The 24,656-nt window shown below is 72.6% G+C and carries 25 protein-coding genes; 14 read left to right on the forward strand and 11 right to left on the reverse strand.

Features of this window, described 5'->3' with window-relative positions:
• The first annotated feature begins 3 nt into the window (after nt 1–3).
• Both ACFPQ9_RS06690 and ACFPQ9_RS06695 read left to right on the forward strand, forming a co-directional pair.
• On the forward strand, nt 4–828 hold the full coding sequence (locus tag ACFPQ9_RS06690) for an alpha/beta fold hydrolase (protein ID WP_380848001.1): 825 nt from the start codon (nt 4–6) through the stop codon (nt 826–828).
• A 154-nt stretch (nt 829–982) separates the two neighbouring features.
• A complete protein-coding gene (locus tag ACFPQ9_RS06695; RefSeq protein WP_380848004.1) occupies nt 983–1,732 on the forward strand; it encodes a DUF4142 domain-containing protein in 750 nt (249 codons plus the stop codon).
• A gap of 131 nt (nt 1,733–1,863) precedes the next feature.
• Here the strand turns inward: ACFPQ9_RS06695 and ACFPQ9_RS06700 are convergent, their stop codons facing one another.
• Together ACFPQ9_RS06700 and ACFPQ9_RS06705 are read right to left on the reverse strand one after the other, a co-directional pair.
• Nucleotides 1,864–2,445: an Rv1733c family protein gene (locus ACFPQ9_RS06700; protein WP_380848007.1), complete on the reverse strand. Its 582-nt coding sequence runs from the start codon at nt 2,443–2,445 to the stop codon at nt 1,864–1,866.
• Between the two features lie 163 nt (nt 2,446–2,608).
• Nucleotides 2,609–3,373, reverse strand: coding sequence for a sugar isomerase domain-containing protein (locus ACFPQ9_RS06705; RefSeq protein WP_380848010.1), 765 nt, complete (start codon nt 3,371–3,373; stop codon nt 2,609–2,611).
• A 188-nt stretch (nt 3,374–3,561) separates the two neighbouring features.
• On the opposite strand from ACFPQ9_RS06705, the gene ACFPQ9_RS06710 reads away from it, so the two are divergent.
• On the forward strand, nt 3,562–4,443 hold the full coding sequence (locus ACFPQ9_RS06710; RefSeq protein ID WP_380848012.1) for a MurR/RpiR family transcriptional regulator: 882 nt from the start codon (nt 3,562–3,564) through the stop codon (nt 4,441–4,443).
• Between the two features lie 109 nt (nt 4,444–4,552).
• On the opposite strand, the gene ACFPQ9_RS06715 is transcribed toward ACFPQ9_RS06710, so the two are convergent.
• Both ACFPQ9_RS06715 and ACFPQ9_RS06720 read right to left on the reverse strand, forming a co-directional pair.
• Complete coding sequence (locus ACFPQ9_RS06715) at nt 4,553–5,611, reverse strand: BadF/BadG/BcrA/BcrD ATPase family protein (protein ID WP_380848015.1); 1,059 nt, start codon at nt 5,609–5,611, stop codon at nt 4,553–4,555.
• Between the two features lie 140 nt (nt 5,612–5,751).
• Nucleotides 5,752–7,296, reverse strand: coding sequence for a glycoside hydrolase family 3 N-terminal domain-containing protein (locus ACFPQ9_RS06720; protein WP_380848018.1), 1,545 nt, complete (start codon nt 7,294–7,296; stop codon nt 5,752–5,754).
• A 370-nt stretch (nt 7,297–7,666) separates the two neighbouring features.
• Between ACFPQ9_RS06720 and ACFPQ9_RS06725 the strand changes: the two genes are divergently transcribed.
• Nucleotides 7,667–8,752: a lysylphosphatidylglycerol synthase transmembrane domain-containing protein gene (locus ACFPQ9_RS06725; protein ID WP_380848021.1), complete on the forward strand. Its 1,086-nt coding sequence runs from the start codon at nt 7,667–7,669 to the stop codon at nt 8,750–8,752.
• Between the two features lie 66 nt (nt 8,753–8,818).
• Here the strand turns inward: ACFPQ9_RS06725 and ACFPQ9_RS06730 are convergent, their stop codons facing one another.
• From ACFPQ9_RS06730 to ACFPQ9_RS06750, 5 genes are all read right to left on the reverse strand, one after another.
• Nucleotides 8,819–9,565: a PP2C family protein-serine/threonine phosphatase gene (locus tag ACFPQ9_RS06730; RefSeq protein ID WP_380848024.1), complete on the reverse strand. Its 747-nt coding sequence runs from the start codon at nt 9,563–9,565 to the stop codon at nt 8,819–8,821.
• A gap of 126 nt (nt 9,566–9,691) precedes the next feature.
• Entirely contained in the window at nt 9,692–10,099 is a 408-nt protein-coding gene (gene msrB / locus ACFPQ9_RS06735) for a peptide-methionine (R)-S-oxide reductase MsrB (RefSeq protein WP_380848027.1), read from the reverse strand.
• 13 nt (nt 10,100–10,112) lie between these two features.
• On the reverse strand, nt 10,113–11,501 hold the full coding sequence (gene murC, locus ACFPQ9_RS06740; protein WP_380848030.1) for a UDP-N-acetylmuramate--L-alanine ligase: 1,389 nt from the start codon (nt 11,499–11,501) through the stop codon (nt 10,113–10,115).
• 166 nt (nt 11,502–11,667) lie between these two features.
• Nucleotides 11,668–12,141, reverse strand: coding sequence for an indole-3-glycerol phosphate synthase (locus ACFPQ9_RS06745; protein WP_380848033.1), 474 nt, complete (start codon nt 12,139–12,141; stop codon nt 11,668–11,670).
• A 146-nt stretch (nt 12,142–12,287) separates the two neighbouring features.
• The gene (locus tag ACFPQ9_RS06750; protein ID WP_380848036.1) at nt 12,288–13,274 is read right to left on the reverse strand and encodes a pyrimidine reductase family protein; all 987 of its coding nucleotides are present in this window, start codon (nt 13,272–13,274) and stop codon (nt 12,288–12,290) included.
• A 37-nt stretch (nt 13,275–13,311) separates the two neighbouring features.
• Between ACFPQ9_RS06750 and zapE the strand changes: the two genes are divergently transcribed.
• The 9 genes from zapE to ACFPQ9_RS06795 all read left to right on the forward strand — a co-directional run bounded on the left by zapE (nt 13,312) and on the right by ACFPQ9_RS06795 (nt 22,259).
• A complete protein-coding gene (gene zapE, locus ACFPQ9_RS06755; RefSeq protein ID WP_380848039.1) occupies nt 13,312–14,421 on the forward strand; it encodes a cell division protein ZapE in 1,110 nt (369 codons plus the stop codon).
• A 194-nt stretch (nt 14,422–14,615) separates the two neighbouring features.
• Nucleotides 14,616–14,843, forward strand: coding sequence for a hypothetical protein (locus ACFPQ9_RS06760; RefSeq protein WP_380848042.1), 228 nt, complete (start codon nt 14,616–14,618; stop codon nt 14,841–14,843).
• Between the two features lie 77 nt (nt 14,844–14,920).
• Nucleotides 14,921–15,499 carry a carbonic anhydrase gene (locus ACFPQ9_RS06765; RefSeq protein ID WP_380848045.1) on the forward strand — a complete coding sequence of 193 codons (579 nt, stop codon included), beginning with the start codon at nt 14,921–14,923 and terminating at the stop codon, nt 15,497–15,499.
• Nucleotides 15,500–15,504: 5 nt separating this feature from the next.
• On the forward strand, nt 15,505–17,001 hold the full coding sequence (locus ACFPQ9_RS06770) for a SulP family inorganic anion transporter (protein WP_380848048.1): 1,497 nt from the start codon (nt 15,505–15,507) through the stop codon (nt 16,999–17,001).
• Nucleotides 17,002–17,134: 133 nt separating this feature from the next.
• Nucleotides 17,135–18,067, forward strand: coding sequence for a slipin family protein (locus ACFPQ9_RS06775; protein ID WP_380848051.1), 933 nt, complete (start codon nt 17,135–17,137; stop codon nt 18,065–18,067).
• A gap of 90 nt (nt 18,068–18,157) precedes the next feature.
• Nucleotides 18,158–19,546, forward strand: a complete 1,389-nt coding sequence (locus ACFPQ9_RS06780; RefSeq protein WP_380848054.1) for a PhoX family protein — start codon at nt 18,158–18,160, stop codon at nt 19,544–19,546.
• 63 nt (nt 19,547–19,609) lie between these two features.
• The gene (locus tag ACFPQ9_RS06785) at nt 19,610–21,115 is read left to right on the forward strand and encodes a serine/threonine-protein kinase (RefSeq protein WP_380848056.1); all 1,506 of its coding nucleotides are present in this window, start codon (nt 19,610–19,612) and stop codon (nt 21,113–21,115) included.
• Between the two features lie 88 nt (nt 21,116–21,203).
• Complete coding sequence (locus tag ACFPQ9_RS06790) at nt 21,204–22,061, forward strand: polysaccharide deacetylase family protein (RefSeq protein ID WP_380848059.1); 858 nt, start codon at nt 21,204–21,206, stop codon at nt 22,059–22,061.
• Between the two features lie 18 nt (nt 22,062–22,079).
• Complete coding sequence (locus ACFPQ9_RS06795; RefSeq protein WP_380848062.1) at nt 22,080–22,259, forward strand: hypothetical protein; 180 nt, start codon at nt 22,080–22,082, stop codon at nt 22,257–22,259.
• On the opposite strand, the gene ACFPQ9_RS06800 is transcribed toward ACFPQ9_RS06795, so the two are convergent.
• The gene (locus ACFPQ9_RS06800; RefSeq protein WP_380848065.1) at nt 22,251–22,922 is read right to left on the reverse strand and encodes an ABC transporter; all 672 of its coding nucleotides are present in this window, start codon (nt 22,920–22,922) and stop codon (nt 22,251–22,253) included. The two genes, ACFPQ9_RS06795 and ACFPQ9_RS06800, sit on opposite strands and share 9 nt — an antisense overlap.
• Nucleotides 22,922–23,791 carry an ABC transporter ATP-binding protein gene (locus ACFPQ9_RS06805; RefSeq protein ID WP_380848068.1) on the reverse strand — a complete coding sequence of 290 codons (870 nt, stop codon included), beginning with the start codon at nt 23,789–23,791 and terminating at the stop codon, nt 22,922–22,924. Before ACFPQ9_RS06805 ends, ACFPQ9_RS06800 begins: the two co-directional genes overlap by 1 nt.
• Nucleotides 23,792–23,899: 108 nt before the next feature.
• Here ACFPQ9_RS06805 and ACFPQ9_RS06810 point away from each other — a divergent pair, with 108 nt between their 5' ends.
• Nucleotides 23,900–24,631 (forward strand): aminoacyl-tRNA hydrolase, encoded by a 732-nt coding sequence (locus ACFPQ9_RS06810; protein ID WP_380848072.1) that lies wholly within the window; start codon nt 23,900–23,902, stop codon nt 24,629–24,631.
• The last annotated feature ends 25 nt before the right edge of the window (nt 24,632–24,656 follow it).

A 24,656-nucleotide genomic window follows, 5' to 3' on the forward strand; every position in this document is an offset into this window, starting at 1 on the left:
GACATGCCACATGTCGCGGTGAACGGCGTCGAGCTCTACTACGAGGTGGCCGGCGACGGCGATCCGCTGGTACTGGTCCATGGGTCCTGGGGCGACCACTACAACTGGGTGCCGGTGCTGAAGGACCTCACCCGGAACCACCGGGTGCTGGTCTACGACCGTCGCGGACACAGCCGGAGCGAGTGCCCGCCGGGGCAGGGTTCACGCCGTGAGGACGAGGACGACCTGGCGGCACTGATGGAGACCCTCGGCCTCGCACCCGCGTTCGTCGCGGGCAACTCCTTCGGTGCGTCGACCGCGTTGGGGCTGGCCGGCCGGCGTCCCGAACTCTTCCGGGGTGTCCTCGCGCACGAGCCGCCGCTCATGGACATCGTGGCCGACGACCCCGCGTCGGGGCCGTTGCTCGCCGAGATCGGGCGGCGCATGACATCCGTGGTCGACCGGGTGCGCGCGGGTGAACCACTCGCCGGAGCGCGGCAGTTCGTGGAGGAGGTCGCGTTCGGTCCCGGGGAGTGGGAGCGGATGCCGGACCGGGTCCGGGAGACGTTCCGCGTCAACGCTCCCACGTTCGCGGACGAGCAGGGCGACCCGGGATGGGCCGATCTCGACCTCGGCGGCCTCGCCGGATACCCGGGACCCGCGCTGCTGACGAAGGGCAGCGAGAGCCCACCGTGGTTCGCCGCCATCGTCGGCCGGCTCTCCGGCGCGCTCCCGCGGGCGACGACGTACACCTTCGAAGGCGCCGGACACGTCCCGCACGTCACCCATCCCACCGCGTACGCGCGCCAGGTGAGCGCTCTGGTCGCCCTGGGCCGCCGGGGGCCGTGACGGCCGAACGGCAGTGGCCCTCCGCACGGTTCGCGGGGCGCCGAGTGTGACGGACGGCGCACAGCGGGCCGCAAGTTTTTTCCCGCGGCGGTGATTGTTTCGCGCGTTCCATCCGTACCTCTTGTAGACCAAGCCGCTCACGTCAGGAGGCACGATGCCCATCTCGCGCCGCATGGTAGGAACCGTCTTCGTGGGAGGTGCGCTCGTTCTCACCCTGTCCGCGCTCGCCTACCCGGCCATGCTGGGCGTGGAGACCACCTCCGCCAACCAGGACCGCATCATCGCCAACACACAGTTCGGGCCGCTGACCGAGGCGGACCGGGACTTCGTGGTCAAGGTCCGCGCCGCCGGGTTGTGGGAGCACCCGCTCGGTCTGATGGCGATGCAGCGCGGGACCACTCCGGAGATGAAGGAGGCAGGCGAGCACCTGGTCGTCGGACATGCCCGGCTCGACCTGGCCTGCCGCAAACTCGCGTCCCAGCTGAACATCACGCTGCCCAACCAGGCCAGTCCGCAGCAGCAGCAGTTCGTCGCCACGGTGGACTCCAAGACGGGCAAGGAGTTCGACGCCACGGGTGTCGCGATCATGCGGGTGACACACGGACAGATCTTCCCGGCGATCGCGAAGATCCGTGGCACCACGCAGAACTCCCTGGTCCGTCAGCTGGCAGACCTGGCGAACGACACCGTGCTCGACCACATGACGGTCCTGGAGAAGACGGGCATGGTGAACTTCGACGCGAACAACTTCCAGCAGACGACTCCGCCGAAGCTCCCCAAGGACCAGATGACACCGCCCGCGCCCCAGCCGGGCGCGCCGGTCCTCACGCTCGCCATCCCCAAGGGCCTGGAGGATCTGAACACCGCGTCCCCGTCGGCGTTGCCGAGCGCGGACGTCAAGTGACGGTCGGGTGACAGTCGGTTGAGCAGGGCCACGCGCTGGACAGGGCCCCGGAGTCGCTCCGGGGCCCTGTCCGCATCTCATCGCGATCTGGTCGCGCCTGGTTGCGTCCGTTCGCATCTGGTCGCGTCTGCTCAGCCGGTCTTCCATCCCCACGGCGTGTCCAGTTGCTCCCACTCGGCGGCCCACTGGTCCAGGCGCCGCCGCTCGATCGCCAGCCGGACGACCCAGGCGGACCCCAGTACCAGGCCCGCGGCGCCGGCTCCGGCCAGAATGCCTCCGGCGACCGCGTGCAGCAGCATCTCGGTCTCCGTCAGGGGCTCCTTGGGGAGGATGCCGGTGCGGTCAGTCCACACCTCGACCTTGCCGCCCGCCTTCATATGGGGCGGCACCCGCGCCTCGTCCGTGCGCGTGGCGCCGTCCGGGTCGGTCCAGCGGACGGTGCCCCACACCAGATGGTCGGTGGTCACCCGCGCCGGCCCCGGATCCTCCGCGTCCCTGACGAGGACGGCCGTCACTTTGTGACTCTGGGCCCGCTGCTGCTCCGCCGAGCGCACGACCGCGTCCGCCGCCGCCAGGCCCCCGATGACGGCGCCGACCAGCGCGAGCAGCCATCCGCACAGGACGACCCAGGCCTCGATGACGTCGCTTCGCCGCCGCAGCGGATTGCGCCGCCACCGCCACAGCCGCACCTTCGTGCACCCGGACACAGCCATGCCGACACCCCCTTGAGCACCGACAGCACCTTTCCAGTGTGCGCCTGTTGGCCCTGGCGCGTAGGTCGAGGCGCCGGTGAATGAAATATTCAGCGCCTCCGGCCCACCTCGGTGTATCCATTCACCGCGGGGCGTCACGCCCGCGCCGACGCCCCTGGAGCGATCAGCTCGCGGTGCGCCGGATCCGTCCGGCGTACCGCTTCTCCAGCTCCAGATTGCCCTCGAAACCACCGGGCACATTGGCGGAGACGTACACGGGCGGGCGCTCCCCGGCGGCGAGGAGCAGCGCGGACGCCTCGGCCACGGCCATCTGGACGAGCAGGACACCGGTCAGGGTGGACAGCGCGCACACCGCGCCGCCGCCGGGCAGCTCCAGGAGCGCGTCACCGCGCGGGGCGGCGTTGTCGAGGACGACGTCCGCGAGATCGGCGAGCTTCCTGCCGCTCGGGTGCCCCGCGGGGACCGCGCGGGTGTGGGCGAGGGAGGTGATGGCGAGGAGGTGGTGGCCGTGCTCCTTGGCGTGCAGGGCCATCTCCACGACGACGTTGTTGACGCCGGAGTTGGAGATCACGACGAAGAGGTCCTGCGGGCGGGGCGCGGCCAGTTCGTAGATCCGGGCGGCGACCCCGGCCCGGCGTTCCAGCAGCGGGTCGTCCAGGGCGCTCGGCGGCTCACCGCCGTACAGGACGAGGTCGGCGATGCTCAGCCGGTTCGTCGGCACCAGTCCGCCGGCCCGGCCGGCGATCTCGAGGACGGTGGCCTGGGAGTGGCCGGTGCCGAAGGCCTGGATCACGCCGTCCGCGCGGACGCAGTCGGCGATGAGTTCCGCGGCGCGGACCACGTCGTCGTGGGCGGACTTCGTCAGGCAGTCGAGGACGGCCATGCTTTCGCGTGCGAAGCGCCGGGCGCTCACGGACTCGTCGGCCACGGGTCACTCACTCCCCACTGTCGGATGACACCGCTGGATGAAACCACCCGATGCGACTTCACCGGTGAATCACTGAATCACACGCCGCATGGTGCAGGCAATGAGCCGCCTGCCCGGCCACCGCCGCATCCGTCGATCGGTCCTGGTATTCAAGTGGTGGGACATACGGTGGCTGATACCTTCCCTTCATGCCCCCCACGGACGTCACCGCACTGATCCGCACCGAGTTGCCCAGGCTGGCCGGCTCCCAGCGGAAGGTCGGCGAGCTGATCCTGGCGGATCCCGCCGCCGTCAGCCACTGTTCGGCCGCCGAGCTGGGCCGCCGCACCGGCACCTCCCAGGCGACGGTGACCCGTTTCTGCCGTGCGGTCGGCCTCGACTCCTATCAGCATCTGCTGATCGAGCTGGCCCAGGAGCGCGGCCGCGGCCAGGTCTCCGACTGGGGCAGCTCCGAGATCGGGCCGGAGATCTCCCCCGACGACTCCCTGGAGCGGGTCGTGCAGGTGGTGGGCGGTTCGGACCTGCGTGCGGTGCAGCAGACCGTCGACCGCATCGATCTCGACGCGCTCGAACGGGCCGCGCAGGCCGCGGCGCGGGCCCGCAGGATCGATGTGTACGGCGTCGGCGGCAGCGGGGCCGTGGCACAGGAGACCGAGACCCGGTTGTTCCGGATCGGCGTTGCGGTGCGCGGCTGGACCGAGGTGCACGCGGCCGCCACCTCCGCCGCCCTGCTCACCCCGGCGGACGTGGCCCTCGGCATCTCGCACTCCGGAGCCACCCGGGAGACGGTCGAGCCGCTGGAGCTGGCCAAGGAGCGCGGCGCCACGACCGTGGCGATCACCTCCGACCCACGCTCGGCGCTCGCCAGGGCCGCGGACATCCGGCTCATCTCGACCGCCTCGGAGACCGGCTTCCTCACCGGCATCGGCGGCCGGCACTCGGTCCTGGTGCTGATCGACTGTCTCTACGTCCGGGTCGCCCAGCTCTCCTACCAGCGCGCGAGCGCCTCGCTGGCGCTGACGGACCACATCGTTCAGCAGCACACGGTGAAGTCCCGGCGCTCGCGCTGAGCGGCATCCGCGGGAGTCGGTGACCGGGCTCCGCGACGAGGTGGCGCCGTCGCCCCTCGGGCTCAAGTGCCGTGCACGCCGTGGCGTGTTCGGGGGGTGCGGGCGGCACCTACCCGCCTCCGGGCGACGTGGCCTCGAACCCTTCGGCACAGAGCCGGGCGAGTGCCACCGCGCCCCGGCAGCCGTCCGACACCCAGTCGAGCGTGAGCCCCAGGGGGCGGAGCCGGCCGGTGAGGGGCGCGGTGAGTGGGCCGTCGGCGCCGAGGAGGCCGCCGGTCGCGACGACCCGTTCGCCGGGACGCGGGGCGAGGGCGCGGACGGTGTCGGTGAGGTGGTCGGCGGCCGTGGCGAGGATCCCCTCGGCGACGGCATCCTCCTGCCGGGCGGCCTCGGCGGCGAGCGGTGCGAGCTCGGCCAGGGCCACCGGCGGGCGGTCCATGACCGCGGGGAGCAGATGCATGCGGTAGGCCTCGCGCCGGGCACGGGTCCAGGACGCGGCGTCGTACGGGCCCGGAGCAGCCGGCGGCAGGACGTCCTGCGGCACGGCCAACGCCCGCCCGACCGACGCGCCCAGCGCCGTGGGCCCGCCCCGGCCGTCCGCCATGCGCAGTGCCGCCCGTACCGTCTCGCGCCCGATCCAGAAGCCGCCGCCGTCGTCGCCGAGCAGCCAGCCGTCACCGCCGGCGGTCTCGGTGCAGGCGCGCCCGTCGATGCGCGCGGCGACCGCGCCGGTGCCGGCCACCAGCGCGAGCCCGTCGGCGGGGTGGCCGGGCGCCGAGGCGAACGCCGCCTCGATGTCGCTGTGGATCTCGACCGAGCCGGCAGCGATGCCCAGCCGGCTCAGCGCCAGACTGAGCGCGGCGTGCGCCCTGATCCGCCCGGGCTCGTCCGGCGCGGTGCGCGAGGCGCCCGCGAACCCGCCCGCCACGGCCACCACATGGCCGCGCAGCTCCTGCGGCACGGCTCGCGCGAGGGCCTCGGCGAGGTGCTCGGTGAGCTGCGGCCCGGGGACGGTCAGGGCGTTGCCGGGCCCGGAGACGCCCTCTCCCTCCGGATCGCCGCCGCCCGCGGGCGCCAGGACGGCACGCGTACGGGTGCCGCCGGCGTCCAGTCCGACGACGTAGGCCGGCGCCCGAACGGGCGAGCTTTGGTTCGGATCACTGTTCATTGACGACCATGCCGGTTGAGTCACTCACGACGAACGCGAGCCGAGCCCCGACCGCGGCGGGCCCGGCCCGAGAAGGATCCCATCCACCCCGCACGCACGCGTGTCGGCGGCACGGCCGTACGGCCGACCGGCACCACCCGTCAGACGCCCGCCAGCACCTCGGCCACCGCCCGCAGATTCACCCGCCCCCGCCCGTACGACTGCAGCGCGCCGCCCTCCGGCAGTCCCGTGTCCACCCGGACCGCGTCCGGCCGCCGGTCCAACAGGGCCTCGCGCAGGCGCACTTGCCAGGGATGCAGCCCGGCGTCGCACGTGGCCACGACCAGCGGGGCGGCACCGCAGCGGCGCACGATCCCCTCGACCAGGGCGTCCGGGTCCGCGCACTCACCCGTCACCGCCGTCCCCGTGGCCGTGGGGTCGACGGCGCGCATCTCGTTGAGCAGGTCCTCGCCGCCCCAGTTGAGCGCGGAGTGCGGCGGCGGGAACAGGTCGACGACATGGGCCCCGCGCACGGCGGGCGGCACACCCCGGCTGCGTACGGCCCGGCGCGCGGCTTCGAGGCCGACCCCGGCCACCGAGGCGGGACCGGCCACCGAGGCGACCCCGGCCACCGGGGCGGGTCCGGCCATCGAGGCGGGTCCTGGTGTCGTGGCGGGCGGCGTCGCGTACCGCTCGGCGAGCCGGCGCACCCGCCCGGCCGCCTCCCCGACCCGTTCGGGCGCCAGCACTCCGGTCCGCAGCGCGCCGAGCACGGCGTCCCGGCAGTCCAGGGTGACGTCCAAGTCCCCGACGGCGATGACCACTTGGTCCGCGCCGGCGGCCAGCGCGATACGGGCGCCGGCCGCGCTGCCGTACTCGTCGGCGATGGCCTTCATCTCCAGCGAGTCGCTGACCAGGACGCCCTCGAAGCCCAGATCGCGGCGGAGCAGATCGCCCAGGATGCGCCGGCTGAGCGTGGCGGGGCGGTTGGGGTCCAGGGCCGGGAAGACGACATGGGCGCTCATGAGCATCGGCACGCCCGCGGCGACGGCCGCACGGAACGGTTCGAGATCGGCCTGGAGCGCGTCGTACGGCCGCGGGTCGACCGCGAGGCCATGGTGACTGTCGGTGACGGTACCGCCGTGGCCGGGGAAGTGCTTGGCGCAGGACGCCACGCCGCGGGCCTCGGTCGCGGTGATCCAGGCGCGCAGGTGGCGGGCGGCCGTCTCGGGGTCGGCGCCGAAGGAGCGGGTGCGCACGATCGGGTTGTCCGGCCGGTGCTGGAGGTCGGCGACGGGGGCGTAGGAGGCGGTGATGCCGAGCCCGGCCAGGTGTGCGGCGAGCGCGTCGGCACAGTGGGCGGTGAGGTTGGGGTCGTCGACGACGCCGAGGGCGTAGGAGCCGGGGACCTCCGGGGCGCCGGTCGCGCCGAGGTGGCCGATGCCGCCGCCCTCGTTGTCGATGGCGACGAGGAGGTCGGGGCGTATCGCGCGCAGCTCGTCCGTGAGGCGGCGCACCTGCTCGGCGTCGCGTATGTTGCGGGTGAAGAGGATGACGCCGCCGAGGCCGCGGTCGACGAGCTCCTTGAGCGCGTCCGGGACGGTCGTGGCACCGTCGAATCCGGCGACGATGCAGCGATGGGCGGCTTCGTCCAGGTCGACCGGCAGTCCGGACGACCCGAGGGATGTGTGCTCGAAGGGGCTCACCCCGGCAATGCTCTGGATCGGCCAGCCGAAAGTCAACCTTCCGGTGGATGGCTGATTCAGCCGCTCGGCATGCGGACAATCGGTACGAGTCCGCTTCCCGGACGCGCGCACCGACCCCCGTCTCCTGCGCAGGCCGGACCAGGTACGCGGGGGTGCGGGCCGCCTCCTCACCCCGCCGGCATCACCCGCCCCTCGGTGCACACGGCGCGTGGTCGTCCCCGGTCGTGTCGCTCACCCGCCGACGCCCCGTCGGCTGCCGGACACCGGCGCGTCACGCCGAGCGGGCACGTTGCCGTCGTCCCCTCCTGCCCTCGCCCTCTAGCCGTCCGCTCGCCTCCGCGCGGGTGCGACGCGGAAGGACGACCGCGCCGTGTCCTCCTCGCTCCCGCTCAGCGATCTCCCCGGACCGCTGCCCGCCTGCCCCGCCCGCCCCGTCCCCGCGGTCGCCGCCGCGTCCCCCGTCTCGGCCGTCCCCACCGCTCCCGCCCGCTCCTCCCTCGACCCCGCACGCTCCCCCTTCGCCCCCGCACGCCTCGTCCGTCACGCCCTGACGCTGCTCCCGCTGCTGCTGATCGGGGCGTGGGCGGCGGCCGACTGGCACACCGTCCGGGACGGCGCCGCCCGGCTCGCCTCCGCCGACCCCTGGTGGCTGCTGGCCGGGCTGTTCTTCACCTGCATGGGCTGGGTGGTCGCCGCGGTGGTCCGCCAAGGGGCGATACCGGACCGGCTGCCGCCGGGCCTGCTGCTGGCGTCGCAGTTCGCGGCCGGCGCCGCCAACCACGTCCTGCCGGCGTCCATCGGCGCCCACGCCGTCACCCTGCGCTTCCTCCAGAGCCAGGGCGTACCGCTGGCCCGGGGCACCGCGTCACTCGCCCTGTACTCGCTGGCCAAGCCGGTGGCGAAGACGGCCGTGCTACTGGGCTTCCTCATAGCCTTCCCCGAGCTGCTGCACCTGCGCGAACTCATCCCCGACCGGCGGACGTTGCTCCTGGTGGCCGCGGGCGTGGTGACGGCCTTCGGCACCGCGGCCGTACTCATGGCGACCGTACGGGCGCTGCGCCGCCCCCTCCTCGGCTTCGTTCGCACCGCCCTGACCGACGCGCGCGTCCTGCACACCCGCCCCGGCCGCGTCCTGGCGCTCTGGGGCGGCGCGGCGGCCACCCCGCTGCTCCAGGCGAGCGTGATCGCCTCGGTCGGCTTCGCGCTGGGCCTGCCGCTGTCCTGGACGCAGGTGACCCTGGCCCTCCTCCTGGCCAGCACGGCCGTCGGCGCCGTACCGGCACCCGGCGGCATCGGCCCCGTGGACGCCGCCCTGGTGTTCACGATGGTCACCTTCGGCGCCCCGATGGGCCTGGCCGCGGCGACGGTCATCGGGTACCGCGTCCTGACGGTGTGGGTGCCGCTGCTGCCCGGCGCGCTGGTGCTCTCGATCATGGTCCAGCGCAAGATCCTCTGACCGCCGGGCGGCGAGGAGCGCGCCGCTGCTCCTCAAGCGGCGGCGGGCCGCCCGAGCACATCCCGATCACTCCTGTCCGATCCGCACCACGGCCACCGTGATGTTGTCGGGCCCGCCGGCCTCGATGGCGGCCTTCCACAGCTCGAAGGCCGCCCGGCCGTCGTCGTGCTCGCCGAGGATCTCGTCGAGGACGTCCGTGGGCACCGGGTCCGTGAGGCCGTCCGAGCAGATCAGGTACCGCTCGTCGGGTGCCGGTTTCTCGGACGTGACGTGGGGCTGGACGGCGCGATAGGTGGGCGAGCCGCCCAGGCACTGGGTGACCAGGGAGACGGTACGGCCGGGCGGGTGCGGCGGGTTGTCGTCGACGCTCACCTGGCGCAGCCCGTCGCCGCCGGCCGCGAAGACCTGGCTGTCGCCCACGTTGAACACCAGCACCGAGTCCGGCTGCACGACGACTCCGGCGACCGTCGTCCCCATGGCGGTGAGCTCGGTCTCCTGGTCACCGCCGGCCGCCTGGTACACGGCACGGTTGCAGGCGTTCACCGCGTCACGGACGGCGACCTCGCTGGTCAGGGCCGGCCCCAGGACCGCGAGCTGCCGGGCGACCAGGGAACTGGCCACCTCCCCGCCGGGATGCCCGCCGAGGCCGTCGGCGACGGCCACGACGAGAGGGGTACCGAGGGGGAAGACCAGGGTCTGCGGATTCTCGGTCACCGTGCCGCACAGCGTCCACGGCCCGACGACGAGACTGTCCTCGTTCCGCTCACGCAGCAGTCCGGGATGGCTGATCGCACTCACAGCGACGTACGGCACAGGCCGCCACCGCCTTCCCGCACGGGTCACGACGCCGGGCCGGCCCTCCGGCCCGCCTCCGGATTACGAGTCTAGGAACACCCGCATCTCCGGTGCCAGCGGACCGGCGGTGCCGCGTGCCCTCGGTCAGGCCTCGTCCGGTGTCATCCGCAGCGAGATGCTGTTGATGCAGTAGCGCTGGTCGGTCGGGGTCCCGTACCCCTCGCCCTCGAAGACATGGCCGAGGTGGGACCCGCAGCGGGCGCACCGCACCTCCGTGCGGACCATCCCGTGCGAGCGGTCCTCGATGAGCTCGACCGCGTCGGTGTCCTTCGGGTCGTAGAAGGACGGCCAGCCGCAGTGCGACTCGAACTTGGTGGTGGAGGTGAAGAGCTCGGCGCCGCAGGCGCGACAGGAGTAGACGCCCTTCGCCTTGGTATTGGTGTACTCACCGGTGAAGGCGGGCTCCGTGCCGGCCTCGCGCAGGACGGCGTACTCGGCCGGGGTCAGCTCCGCGCGCCACTGCTCGTCCGGCTTTTCGACGTCGTACGACATGAGTGTGTGCCCCTCACTTCGACAGGCGGTCCAGGATGAGCGGGCCGAGGTCGGTGACATCGCCCGCGCCCATGGTGAGAACGAGATCACCGGGCTTCGCCATTCCCGCGACCAGCGAGGGCACCTCGCCCTTGTCCGGTACGGCCGTCACCTCGGCGCCCGCCGCCCGGGCCGCCTCGATGATCAGCTCGCTGGTGATGCCGGGGATCGGGTCCTCGCGGGCCGGGTAGATGTCCAGGACCAGCGAGGCGTCGGCCAGGGCGAGGGCGTCGCCCATCTCCTTGCCCAGCTCCTGGGTGCGGGAGAACAGGTGGGGCTGGTAGACGACCAGGATCCGGGCGTCGCCGGCGGCGGCCCGCATCGCCTCCAGGTCGGCGGTCATCTCGGTCGGGTGGTGGGCATAGGAGTCGATGACCTGGACGCCGGCGGCCTCGCCCTTCAGCTGGAGGCGCCGCTTCACACCGGTGTAGGCCGCGATCGCCGGAGCCAGCTCGGCGGCCGGAATGCCGAGCGCCGCGCCGGCCGCGAGGGCGGCGACCGCGTTGAGGGCGTAGTGGCGGCCGGGGACCGAGACCTCGAAGGTGAGGTCCTGGCCGTCCAGGAGGACGGTGACCTGGCTCTTCAGGCCCTGGGCCACGATCGACAGCACACGTACGTCGGCGTCCTCGGCCTCGCCGTACGTCACCGTCCGCACGGTCCCGGAGACACGGCGGGACAGCTCGCGCGCCCCGTCCTGGTCCGCCGAGATCACCAGAGTGCCGCCCTCGGTGATGCGGTCGGCGAACGTCACGAAGGACTCGTAGATCTCGTCCATCGACGCGTAGTTCGCGTGGTGGTCGAGTTCCACGTTCAGGACGATCGCGACCTCGGGCGCGTACTTGTGGAAGCTACGGTCCGATTCGTCCGCCTCGGCCACGAAGATGTCGCCGTCGCCGTGCAGGGCGTTCGAGCCGGGGGCGTCCAGGTCGCCGCCGATGGCGTACGACGGCCTCAGGCCCAGCTCGGTCAGGGAGACCGCCAGCATCGAGGTCGTGGTCGTCTTGCCGTGCGTGCCGGCGACGGCGATCGGGCGCAGCCCGTCCATCAGCGCGGCGAGCGCGTCGGAGCGGTGCACCACCGGGATGCCCAGTTCGGCGGCGCGGGCCAGCTCCGGGTTGTCCTGCCGGATCGCCGACGACACCACGACACAGCTGGCGTCGTCGGCGAGGTGCTCCGCGGCATGCCCGATGTGCACGGTCACGCCGAGCGCCCGCAGCGCCTCCGCGGTGGCCGACTCCCTGGCGTCACTGCCGGCCACCTCGGCCCCGCGCTGCGCGAGAATCTTCGCGATCCCCGACATCCCGGCCCCGCCGATGCCGATGAAGTGCGGTCGGTCCATGGCGGTGGGAATGCCGGGTGCCATGCGTGTTCTCCCCAGGATGCAGTAAGACGATGAGCCCTCAGCCTATTAGCTGGCGGCCGCTGCACCCCCCAGGGGCGCGGGGAACTGCGCGACCCGCCCCCACGAAGCCGCACCCGACACACCCGCCCGACCCCCACGGCGCCCACTGCCCAGCCCAGCGGCAGCTCTACGCCTCGCTGTGCGAGAACAGCTTCAGCACCGGCACCCCCACCTTGTGCCGCGCCCGAGACGCCCAGTCCCGGTGGAAGAACTCCTCCACGTAGTGGGGATCGGTCAGCACGATCACCTCGTCCGCGCGGACCTCGTCCACCACGTTCCGCAGCGCGTCCAGCGGATGGGCCTCCAGCAGCCGCCCGTCCGCCTCCGCCCCGGCGGTACGCAGCGCCGTGAGCGACACCTCCAGCGCCCGCTCCCCCGTGCTCAGCGCCTCCTCCCCCTCCGGGGTCTTGCCCTCCCGTACCGCCTCGTCCAGCTCGCCGAGCGCGATGTCGTCGATGGCGCGCAACAACCTGTCGGCCTGCTCGCCGCGCGGCTGGAGCAGCACATGAAAGGCGACCTCCTCGTCACCGTGCAAGGTGGTGACGAACTCCACGTCGGCGGACGTCAGGGCCTTCTCGATCATCAAAACGCTTGTGAACACCGGGGCGCCCCTTCTGCGGAAACCATCCTGCCCCGCGCTCGCACGGGGACTGCGAGTTTTAGTGTGCCCGGCGGAAGCTAAACGGAACGGTGGATTCCGCCGTTTTCAGGAGCACGGCACCATGGGCACTCATGTCCGAGCCCGGCTCACGCCCGCCGGTACCGGCCGAACAGAAAGCCCCCCTCCTCCAGCAGGGACACCAGCTCGAACCGTTTCGGGACCGCCACCGAGGGCCCGCCGGCGATGCGCTGGGCGTCGCCCGCGGTGAGCATCGGGGAGATCGTCAGACAGAGCTCGTCGAGCACCCCGGAGGCCACCAGCTGGCCCAGCAGCCGCGGCCCGCCCTCGGTCAGCAGCCGGGTGTACCCGAGTTCACCGAGGGCCTGGACGACACGGACGGGGTCCACGCCGACGCCGTCACCCGCGATCACCACCCGGGCACCCGCCTTCTCCGCCGCCGCCATCCGGTCGGGGGCCGCGGCGGCGCCCGTCAGGATCAGGGTGGGCACCGTGGGCGAGGTGAACAGCGGAAGGGCGAAGTCCAGGTCGAGGCTCGCGGTGATCACCGCGATGGCGGGCGCGGGCCCCTGCCCGGCCGCCTCCCGCGCCTCGGCGAACTCCGCACGCGCGCGTGCCGGGCGGTACCCCTCCTGCCGTACCGTTTCGGCACCGACGATCACGACGTCCGCCAGCGCCCGCAGGGTGCCGAAGATCCGCATGTCGGCCGCGGTGGAGATGGGCTGCGAACGGCCGTCGTGCTGAGCCGCCCCGTCCAGCGTCGACACCATGTTGGCCCGCAGCCAGGGCTGCGGATCACCGGGACCGGGCTCCGGATAGGCGTAGGCGACGGCGAGCTCGGCGAGGCTCCACTCCCGGTCGGCCAGATCACCACCGGCCCCGGCACCCGCACGGGCGCCGACACCCGGCCCGGCATCCGCACCCGCACCCGCACCCGCACCCGCAAGAGCACCGCCCCCGGCCATCCCGCCCAGCCCGCCCCCGGGCGCCCCGCCGGACCCGCCGATCCCACGGGCCGCAGACCCGCCCCCGGCCGTCTCACCGCCGTCTCCCCCGGCCGAACCGCCGGAGGCCCTCGCTGCTGTTTCATCGGTCACAGGGAACAGGCGTCGCATGTCAAGGAGTGTGGCACGGCGCTTAACATGGTGACCCGTGTCGTCCTCCACAGCCTCGTCCAAGCCGGGCGCGATAGCCGAAGCGAGTCCGCTGTCCCTGTGCTCCCGTGAGCCGCGTGTGCCGGCGGACCGGCTGGTCGCCGAGATGGTGCCGCCGCCGCGCTTCGACTCGGTCCGCTTCAGCACCTACATCCCGGACCCGAACCAGCCCAGCCAGACCGAGGCGGTCCGCGTCCTGGAGGACTTCGCGGGCGGGCTCGGCGGAGCCCACGCGAGCGGTGCGGGCAAGGCCAAGCGGGGCTTCCTCGGGTTCGGCCGGGCCAAGGCCCCCAAGACCCCGGCCGGCCCGCGCGGCGTCTACCTCGACGGCGGCTACGGCGTCGGCAAGACCCATCTGCTTGCCTCCCTGTGGCACGCCACCCCGGCGGAGCCGTCCCTGAAGGCCTTCGGCACGTTCGTCGAGCTGACCAACCTAGTCGGCGCCCTCGGCTTCCAGCAGACCGTGCAGACCCTCTCCGGTCACCGTCTGCTGTGCATCGACGAGTTCGAGCTCGACGACCCGGGTGACACCGTCCTGGTCTCCACACTGCTCGGCAAGCTCGTCGACGCGGGCGTGGCGCTCGCCGCGACCTCCAACACGCTGCCCGGCAAGCTCGGCGAGGGCCGCTTCGCGGCGGCCGACTTCCTGCGGGAGATCCAGGGCCTGTCGGCCCACTTCCGCGCCCTGCGCATCGACGGCGAGGACTACCGCCACCGCGGTCTGCCCGAGGCGCCGGCGCCGTACTCCGACGAACAGGTGACGAAGGCGGCATACGCCACCGAGGGCGCCTCGCTCGACGACTTCCCGCACCTGCTGGAACACCTCGCCCGCGTCCACCCCAGTCGTTACGGTGCGTTGACCGATGGCCTGAAGGCCGTGTGCCTCACCGACGTACAGCCGATTCCGGACCAGTCCACGGCCCTGCGGCTCGTGGTGCTCGCCGACCGGCTCTACGACCGTGAAGTCCCGGTGCTGGCCTCGGGGTTGCCCTTCGATCAGCTCTTCAGCGAGGAGATGCTGAAGGGCGGATACCGCAAGAAGTACTTCCGCGCCATCTCGCGACTCACCGCCCTGGCGCGCGACGCCAAGGGCCTCGTCACCGCCTGACGCTCCCTCATCTCTCAACTCCCCCCTGGTCAGAGGGGAGTTCCAGCCATGCCACCCGCGCATTTCAGGCTCTCTTCAGGTTGAAACGTTAAGTTAACCCTGCAAACAACTTTGCCGGGCTAATGTGTTTCTTGACCAACGGTTGACCAAGCGTTGGTATGCGCATGAGGTGTGGACTGTCTGGAGGGAGGCGTATGTTCCGAGGTAAGACGGCCCGGACCGGGGTGTCGACCCTCGCCGCCGCCCTGCTCGCCCTCCAGTTCTTCGCACCCACCGCTTCCTTCGCACACGCGCATACGGCCCGTCAGGCCGAGGCCAAGGGCTCCGCGCACGCGCCCGCCATACCCGGCTCCGCGCAGCACCGCACGTCGAGACCTTCGGCGTCGCAGACCCCGGCCCCGCTTCAGGTCTCCCGCTGCTGAGAAGCAGAGCAGCCCCCCACCTCTGTCATGCAAACCCCGACGCGCCGACAGCGGCGCGCCAGGAGGAGTCACCACACATGCAGCCCCTCATCGACAACGCCCGCATGTTCGGACAGCGCCCTGAGGAGTTCGCCGGACTCGCCGAAGGGCAGTCTCCGCAGGTCCTGTTCATCACCTGCTCCGATTCCCGGGTCGTTCCGGCCCTGATCACGGGGGCCCGCCCCGGCGAGCTCTTCGAGCTGCGCACCGCGGGCAACATCGTCCCGCCGTACGCCTCCGAACACCCCACCGGCGAGGCGGCCACCATCGAGTACGCCGTGGAGGTCCTCGGCGTGCGCGACATCGTGGTCTGCGGCCACTCCCACTGCGGGGCCGTCGGCGCACTGGTGCGCGGCGACGACCTGGACGCGGTGCCGGCCGTGCGCGACTGGCTCGCGAACGCCACTCCGCGCCCTGCCGGTGCCGCCGAGGACCCGGAGGTCGCCGAGGGCGTCCAGGCCCATGTGCTGACGCAGCTACTGCGGCTGCGCTCGTACCCGTTCATCGAGAAGAAACTGAAGGAGCGTCAACTCGCCCTGCACGCCTGGTACTACGAGGTGCACAGGGGTGCCGTGCGCGCCCACAGCGCCGAGACCGACGCGTTCGAGGCGCTGTGATCGGCATGCTGACCAAATTCCCCCACATACGGCAGGACTTCGCCGCCTCGCTGGTCGTCTTCCTGGTCGCTCTGCCGCTCTGCGTCGGCGTGGCCGTCGCCTCCGGAGTCCCGGCCGAGCTCGGGCTCGTCACTGGCATAGTCGGCGGCATCGTCACCGGGCTGATGCGCGGCAGCAGCCTCCAGGTCTCCGGGCCCGCCGCCGGTCTGACAGTGCTGGTCCACGAGGCCGTCCAGGAGTTCGGGCTGCCCATACTCGGTGTGCTGGTGCTCGCCACGGGACTGCTCCAGCTCCTGATGGGCGCCCTGAAACTGGGGCGCTGGTTCCGGGCCATCTCGGTGTCCGTCGTCGAGGGCATGCTGGCCGGCATCGGCCTGGTGCTCATCGCCGGCCAGCTCTACGCGGTCGCGGACGCCGAGGCGCCCGCCTCGGGTCCGGCGAAGATGGCCGGGCTGCCCGGCGCGCTCGCACAGGCAGCCGGGAACACCGAGGCGCTGGCCTCGCTCGGCCTCGGCGTCGGCACCATCGCCGTCCTGGTGCTGTGGAAGCGGCTGCCGCGCCTGGTGCGCACCGTGCCCGGTCCGCTGGCGGCCGTGGGGCTCGCCACGCTGGTCACCGCGGTGTTCGCGCTGCCGGTCGCCACCGTCGAGGTCAAGGGTCTGCTGGGCTCGATCCAGCCGCCGTCCCCGAGCGCGTTCGGCGAGCTGGCGAACGTCGGCGTGCTCGCCACGATCGTCGCCTTCACCCTCATCGCCTCCGCCGAGTCGCTGTTCAGCGCGGCGGCCGTGGACCGGCTGCACGACGGGCCGCGCACCGAGTACGACAAGGAGCTGATGGCGCAGGGCGCCGGCAACACCGTCTGCGGTGCGCTCGGCGCGCTGCCGATGACCGCGGTCATCGTGCGCAGCTCCGCCAACGTCCAGGCGGGCGCGCGGACCAAGGCGTCCCGGGTCATGCACGGCGTATGGCTGCTGCTGTTCGCGGCGCTGCTGCCCGCCGCGCTGGCGCTGATCCCGATCCCCGCGCTGGCCGGCATCCTGGTCCACGCCGGCTGGAAGCTGATCCCCTTCCGCGGGATCGTCTCGCTGTGGCGGGGACACCGGGGCGAGGCGCTGATCCTCGTCGTCACCGCCCTGTCGATCGTCGCGGTGAACATGTTCGAGGGCGTGCTGATCGGTCTGGCCCTGTCGGTGGCGAAGACCGCCTGGGAGGCCTCGCACGTGAAGCTGGAGGTCATAGACAAGGGCGCGGGACCCATCCAGGCGTATCTGTCGGGCAACGCGACCTTCCTCAGGCTGCCGAAGATCCTCGACAGCCTGGAGGCCCTGCCCCAGGACCGCCCGGTGGAGCTGAACCTGTCCGGCCTGCACCACCTCGACCACGCCTGCCGTACGGCCCTGGAGAACTGGGCGGAGCGGCTCCCCCACTTCTCGACTTCGCTCGAAGCGGGAGGTACCCCCACCGCGGCCGGCGTCGAACCGGTACGGGCCACGGCGCCCTGAGCGTCGGATGACCGCCGAGGCATGACCCCTGGTCCGGGGCCGTCCATGGCCCCGGACCACACCCCGGGCATATCGTTGCAGTGCATACCGTTACAGGAGCGCACGGAACAGACCTCTCGGCGAGGAGGTCCTCATGGTCGAAGAGCTGCTGGGCGCACTCGCGGGAGTGGCTGCCGCGGGAGCGGTGTACGTGGCTGCCGCGGCGCGGGTCGTCAAACAGTACGAGCGCGGGGTGGTCCTGCGGCTCGGACGGCTGGCGGGTGAGGTACGGCCTCCGGGGTTCACGTTGATCGTTCCGATCGTGGACCGGCTGCACAAGGTGAACATGCAGATCGTCACGCTGCCGGTGCCGGCCCAGGAGGGCATCACCCGCGACAACGTGACCGTGCGCGTGGACGCGGTCGTCTACTTCAAGGTGATCGACCCCGCGAGCGCCCTCATCAAGGTCGAGGACTACAAGTACGCGGTCTCGCAGATGGCGCAGACGTCCCTGCGCTCGATCATCGGCAAGAGCGACCTGGACGATCTGCTCTCCAACCGGGAGAAGCTCAACCAGGGCCTGGAGCTGATGATCGACAGCCCGGCCATCGGCTGGGGTGTGCAGGTGGACCGCGTCGAGATCAAGGACGTGTCGCTGCCGGAGTCGATGAAGCGCTCCATGGCCCGGCAGGCCGAGGCGGACCGCGAGCGGCGGGCCCGCATCATCAACGCGGACGCCGAGCTCCAGGCCTCCCGGAAGCTTGCCGAGGCCGCCCATCAGATGGAGGACACGCCCTCCGCGCTGCAGCTGCGGCTCCTGCAGACGGTGATGGCGGTGGCCGCGGAGAAGAACTCCACCCTGGTCCTGCCCATCCCGGTCGAGTTGCTGCGCTTCCTGGAGCGGGGCGGCGAGGAGCACGAGGGGCAGCCCCCACGGCGCTACGCCGCTGACGCCGTGGAGAGCTCCGCCGACAACGGCGAACCGCAGGCCGTCGAGCCCCCGGCCGAGCGGGAGATCGAGCCCCCTCCCGAGCGGGAGGTCGAGCGGACCATCGAGGACATCATCGAGGACGCCTCGGGAAAGTGACACGTGCTACGCGCGTGGTTCCAGAGGCCCGCGCCAGGTGATAGACACGGCGGGGTCACAGTTCCTGTCCGCCAGCAGGAAGGCTGCCCCATGTCCGAGAACACGACAGTCGGCCGTACGACACGCCGTCAACTCCTCGCCCGTACCGGAGCGTTGGGCGTCTCGATCGCCTTCGCCGGAAATCTCACCGAACTCTTCGCGGGCACCGCCGCCGCGCAGAACCTGGGCCACACGGGATACGGCCCGCTGGTCCCCGACCCGGACGGTCTGCTCGATCTGCCGGAAGGTTTCAGCTACCGGGTGCTCTCCCGTGAGGGCGACCGGCTCCGCTCGGGCGAGGGCCCGGTCCCCTCCAACCACGACGGCATGACGGCCCTGCCCGGCAGGGGCGGTCGCGTCCATCTGGTCCGCAACCACGAGAACCGCGCCGACGGCAGGGTCCCCGTCCCCACGGTCCCGGGCCTGACGTACGACCCGGCCGGCAAGGGCGGCTGTACGGCCCTGACGCTCGACCGGCACGGTCACGTCCTGTCGGAGCGGGTCGCCATCGCCGGTACCGCCGTCAACTGCGCGGGCGGGCCCACCCCTTGGGGCACCTGGCTGACCTGCGAGGAGACCGAGGACCGGGCCGGCACCAACGGCTACACCAAGGACCACGGCTTCATCTTCGAGGTCGACCCGGCGAACCCGTACGCCTCCGGCGCCGTCCCGCTGACCGCGATGGGCCGCTTCCAGCACGAGGCGATCGCGGTGGACCCGAGGCGCGGGGTCGTCTACGAGACCGAGGACGCGTTCGAGAAGCCCTTCGGCCTCTTCTACCGCTTCCTGCCCCACCAGCCGCACGGCGGCCTCGGCACCCTGCGGGCGGGCGGCCGGCTCCAGGCGATGCGGGTGCCGGGCGTGCCCGACCTGTCGTCGATCCAGGAGCCGGGCGCGAGTTTCGGGAACATCGAGTGGGTCGACGTACCGGATCCGCTGGCCGCCCGCACCCCGATCCGGCACCAGGACTTCGGCCCGAAGGGGATCACGCACGCCCAGAAGCTGGAGGGCTGTTACTGGGGCGGCCGCAGCGTCTACTTCGTCTCCTCCTTCGCCCACAGTGCCGAGGGCTCGGCGGCGGACCACTACGGGCAGATCTGGCGCTACGACCCCGCCGCCCGCCGGCTCACCCTGGTGATCGTCTTCGGCCCGGACACGGATGTGCAGTTGCCGGGGGAGTCCCCGGACAACATCTGCCTCGCCCCCAGCGGCGGCCTCATGGTCTGTGAGGACGGCAACGGCGCCCAGCACGTCTTCGGGGTGACCCGGCACGGCGAGGTGTACGCGATGGCGCGCAACGCCCAGAACCTGGGGACGCCCGAGGCGCCGGAGTGGGGCGAGTTCGCCGGGGTCACGTTCTCGCCGGACGGCCGGACGATGTACGTCAACTGCTACACACCGGGCACGACGTTCGCGGTGACCGGACCCTGGTGCACGTGACGGCCCGGTCACGGGACTCCCTGCGGAAGCCGCCCCTCCGCGGCGTCCTCTAACCTGTGCGGCATGAACGCACCGGGGGATCTCGTCGACGGCCGCTTCGAGCTGGTGGAACGGCTCGGCAGTGGAGGTATGGGCACCGTGTGGCGGGCCCGCGACACGGTGCTCGACCGCGAGGTCGCGCTCAAGGCGGTGCGGTCCGACGCGGACACCGTCGGCGTGATGCGCGAGCGCGTGATGCGGGAGGCACGGGCGCTGGCCCGGCTCAGCCACCCGAACGTGGTGACGGTCCATCAAATCGTGGACGGCGAGCCGCATCCGTGGATCGTGATGGAGCTGGTGCCGGGCGTCTCGCTGCAACAGCGCCTGGACGAGGGCCCGTTGACGCCGGCCGGGGCGGCCCGCCTCGGCCGCCAGGTGCTCGCCGCGCTGCGGGCCGCGCACGCGGCGGGCATCCAGCACCGGGACGTCAAGCCCGCCAACATCCTGCTGCGGCCCGACGGCAGCGCCGTCCTCACCGACTTCGGCATCGCCGCCCTCCAGGGCACGACCGGTCTCACGGCCACCGGTGAACTCGTCGGCTCTCCCGAGTACATGGCCCCGGAGCGGATCCGGGGCCATGGTGACGACCCCGCCGCCGACCTCTGGTCGCTGGGCGTGGTCCTGTACGTCTGCGCCGAGGGCATCAGCCCGCTGCGCCGCCCGACGACCCTCGCCACCCTGGCCGCCGTACTCGACGACCCGCTGCCCGCGCCGTCCCGCTCGGGCCCGCTGACACCGGTGCTCGAAGCGCTGCTGGTCCGGGACCCGGCGGCCCGCCCGGACGCCGCTCAACTGGACGCGCTGCTGGCGCAGGTGGAGTCGGGAACGACGCCGTACTGGGCGGCCCGGCCGACGATGACCGCCAGCGCGCCGCAGCCGGCGCCCACCCCCACCCAGCTGGACACCCCGCGCCCCACGGTCCCTCAGCAGGTGGGCGGGACCCGGCGCCGCACACCCCTCATGGTGGCTGCGACCGTGGTGCTGGCGATCGCCACGGCCACGACCCTGACCCTCGCCCTGCGCACGGGCGACACCGGCGATACCGGCGGCACCACCGGCGGCGACAAGGCCGCTGCCACCACCCGGCCGTCGCCCAAGGCATCCACGCCCAGCCCCTCGGACCGGCGGACACCCCCCTCACCGTCCCCCACCCGCAAGACCCCCACGCGCACCCCCGCCGCCAACCCGGCCGGCCGCTGGATCGCGCAGCTCCACTCCGAACCCGTCTCCGCGGGCATCGCCAACCGGGACAAGCGGCTCGCCACGATCCGCAGGTCCATCCCGCAGACAAAGGTCCTCCGCAGCGACGACTACGCGTCCCTGCGCGCCGGCTACTGGGTGTTCTACGCCCCCGGCCCCTTCGCCAACGGCCGTGCGGCCCTGAACTTCTGCGCCAAGCACGACCGCACCACCGTGAACACCTGCATGGGCCGCTATCTGAGCAAGAACCCGAACGACTTCGACCTCCAGTGCCGCCCCCCGGCCTCCGCACCGACGGGCACGTGCACCCGCAAGGACGGAAACGACTGAGAGGTACGGTCCCGCCGGGCGGGTGACGCGGCCCCGGCACACCCAGCGGCGTTCCGAAATACCCTTTTGATCATCATATCTTCATTCGGTGATCACTCCTGTACGCCGCGTCACCACCGCCTGTGCCCTGGTCGCGGCCCTCAGTGCGCTCGCCGCGTGCGGGGCGGGCGACACGACCCGGGCCCCTCTTCCGGCGCCCAGCGCCACCGCCGCCGCCTCACCCGGGCCCAGGCCACCGACCCTCGCGCCCGGCCCGGCGGGTATGACCCCCGTCTTCGAGCACGGCTCCCGCGGCGCGGGCCGGAGCGTCGCGCTCACCTTCGACGCCGACATGACCGCCGACCAGGGTCCGCGCGCGGCACAGGGCGAGCGTTTCGACAATCCGGGGCTGATCGCCGCGCTGCGGGAGTTGAAGGTGCCGGCGACCGTGTTCATGACGGGGCGGTGGGCCGAGCAGTATCCGCGGCAGGCACGGTCCATCGGCCGGGACCCCCTCTTCGAGGTCGCCAACCACTCCTACAGCCACTTCGCCTTCACCGACCACTGCTACGGGCTGCGGACGATCGGTGAGGAGCGGATGCGGGCGGATGTGGAGCGGGCGTACTCGGCGTTCCGGACGGCGGGGATCCGCGAGGCGATGCCGTACTTCCGGTTTCCGGGCGGGTGCTACGACCGGCGGGCCCTGAAGGCGCTGACCCCGGTCGGGGTCACGGCCGTGCAGTGGGACGTGGTGAGCGGGGACGCGTTCGCGACGGACGCCGCCGCGGTCGCCCGGGAGGTGCTGAACGGGGTGCGGCCCGGATCCGTGGTCGTCCTGCACTGCACGCGCAGCGCCGCCCCGACGACCGAGCGCGTGGTCCGCAGCATCGTGCCGGAGCTGCGCGCGAAGGGCTACCGGCTGGTGAAGGTCTCCCAGCTGATCGGCGCCGCGGGCGGGCGGCGGTGAGCGTCCTACGCTGGAGGCATGAGCGAGGACTACTGCACGATCGTCGACGTGGCCAAGCCGCCGAAGGCGGACGGGCCGCCCTATGCGGAGTGCGTGCTGTGCCGGGAGCCGACCGAGTACCCGGAGTCGTACAAGGGGATCACGCTCTGCCCGGTTTGCGAGTGGCAGGAGGCACAGCGCACCGCCTGCTCAGGGTGATCTGCGGGACGTGAGCGCGCAGGCCGCCGCGGCCGCCCCGGCCGTGAGCAGGACCGCGGCCGCCAGGGGCAGGACCGGCAGCGGGACCGTGCCCGAGCGGGAGCCGGTGACCAGGCCGCTGACCGCCGCCTGCGCCGGGGAACCCGTCACCACCACCGACAGCAGGGCCGCGAACAGCATCGCCGGCACCGCGCGGCCGGTCGAGCGCAGCACCGGCCAGGTGGTGAGAGCGCCGACGGCCGTGCCCAGCAGGGCACAGGCCAGTGTGGCGAGCAGCCCGGCCGCGCTCGCCGGAAGCCGAGGCAGACGGGTCTGGAGATCCGCGGTCACCGGGTTGCTGATCAGGGTCACGGCGAGGGTCGCGACCGCTCCCAGCGCCACGGCGGTGGCCAGTGCCACCAGCAGCGCGGCGAGGTGCGCCCGCCCGGGTCCGGCCGCCGCGGAGACGCAACTGCGGGCGGCGGGCGGCTCGTTGGTGACGCAGATCCGCACCAGCCAGGCGGCGACCGGCAGCAGGGCCGCGGCCGCGTAGCCCAGCGAGTCGAGGATCGGCTGGCCGCCCTGCACACCGATGCCGAGGAACGCGACGTACAGGATGAACGGCGGCAGCCAGCGCTGCGAGCGGACGAGCAGGGCGGCCTGGTATCTGAGCAGGGCGGTCATCAGTGGCTCTCGGGGTCGGGGTTCGGCAGCGGGCGCACGCTCACGACATGCCAGGGCGGCCGGGCGGTGAGCAGGGCGCGCAGGAGGATGTCCGAGTGGGAGGCGGGCACGGTGAGGCGGTGGGTGCCGGGCGTGGGTTCCTCGGCTGAGAGGGCCGCTCGGGTCGCTTCGGCGGGCAGCTGCCCGCCCTTCGGACCCTGGACGACGACGCTGACGCGCGGGCCGTCGGACTCGGCGGACGGTCGTTCGCCGCGGAGCTCCAGTCCCGCGTCGCGCACGGTGTACGTCGCGCCGGGCGCGCCCGCCAGCCGGCGCGGGTCGTGGTCCACGAAGACCACGGCGGTGCCGTCCGCGGTCCGTTCGGCGACGGCCCGCTCCAGCTCCGCGCGGGCGTCGGTGTCGAGGCCGGTCCATGCCTCGTCCAGCACGAGCAGTTCCGGTTCGGCGAGCAGGGCCTGCACGATGGCGACCTTCTGGCTGCTGCCCTTCGACAACTGGGCCATGGGGGTACGGGCGTAGAGGGCGGCGCCGAAGCGGTCCAGCCACTCGCCTGCGGCGCGCTTGGCCGCGGAGTGGGACAGGCCGTGGATCTTGCCGAGGTGGGTGAGGTAGCCCAGGGCGGTGAAGGGGAGGGCGGTCGGGAAGCGTTCGGGGACGTACGCGGTTCGGGGACGGCCGGTGATACGGCCCTCGGTCGGGGCGTCTATGCCCGCGAGGAGCCGGAGGAGGGTGGACTTGCCGGTGCCGTTGGAGCCTTCTATGCGGGTGAGGGTGCCGGGCGGCACGGTGAGGTGGACGCCGCGTAAGACCCATGGGCCGCGTAGGCCGTAGCGGCGGCCCACGTCGTCCAGACGAAGATCGCGTTGCATGGGGGGCATCTTCTCGTACGCGCGGCTGCCGCAGAGTGGGGGCTGATCGCGCCCAGGCGGCAGAGCCGCGAAATCGACACGGCCCCGCGCCCTTTAAGGTTGGCGGACGTGAGCCATGATGCGACGTCCAGCGGTGACAGTCCCTTTCGGTCCGAACCCGGTGCACGCGACGCCGCGCCCCAGTTCGTGCTCCCACTGGTCGTCCGTATCGAGCGGGCCGCTCCCCCGGCCCGCACCGACGCCCTGGAGACCTCCGCCCGTGCCGTGCTGACGATCCTCAGTGACGCGCGGTCGCTCGGCGAGGGCGAGTGGGCCGAGGCCATGCGTGACTGGCAGGACGCGCGGATCCGCAAGGTCGTGCGGCGGGCGCGCGGAGCCGAGTGGCGGCGGGCCGAAGGGCTGCCCGGGATCACCGTCACCGGGAAGTCGGCCGAGGTGCGCGTCTTCCCGCCGGTGCCGTTGGACGGCTGGCCCAAGGAGCTGGCGAAACTCCAGGTGTCCGGGACCGACCTCGACGATCCGGAACCGCCGGCCGACGCCGGCCCCTCGGCGCCCGTGCTCTGGCTGAACCCCGAGCTCGACATGTCGGCCGGCAAGACGATGGCCCAGACCGGGCACGCGGCACAGCTCGCCTGGTGGGAGCTGTCGGACACGGAGCGGGCCGCCTGGCGGGACGCGGGGTTCCCGCTGGCCGTGCGGACCGCGGACCCGGTGCGCTGGGGTGAGCTGACCAGCGGCGGACTGCCGCTGGTGCGGGACGCGGGGTTCACGGAGATCGCGCCCGGCTCGTGCACGGTCGTCGCCGACCATCCGGCACTGCGGCGGACGCCCCGCGTTTGAACATCCCGGGCGTCCCGCCCGTACG

Source organism: Streptomyces coerulescens (genome assembly GCF_042657965.1).
Taxonomy (GTDB): domain Bacteria; phylum Actinomycetota; class Actinomycetes; order Streptomycetales; family Streptomycetaceae; genus Streptomyces; species Streptomyces coerulescens.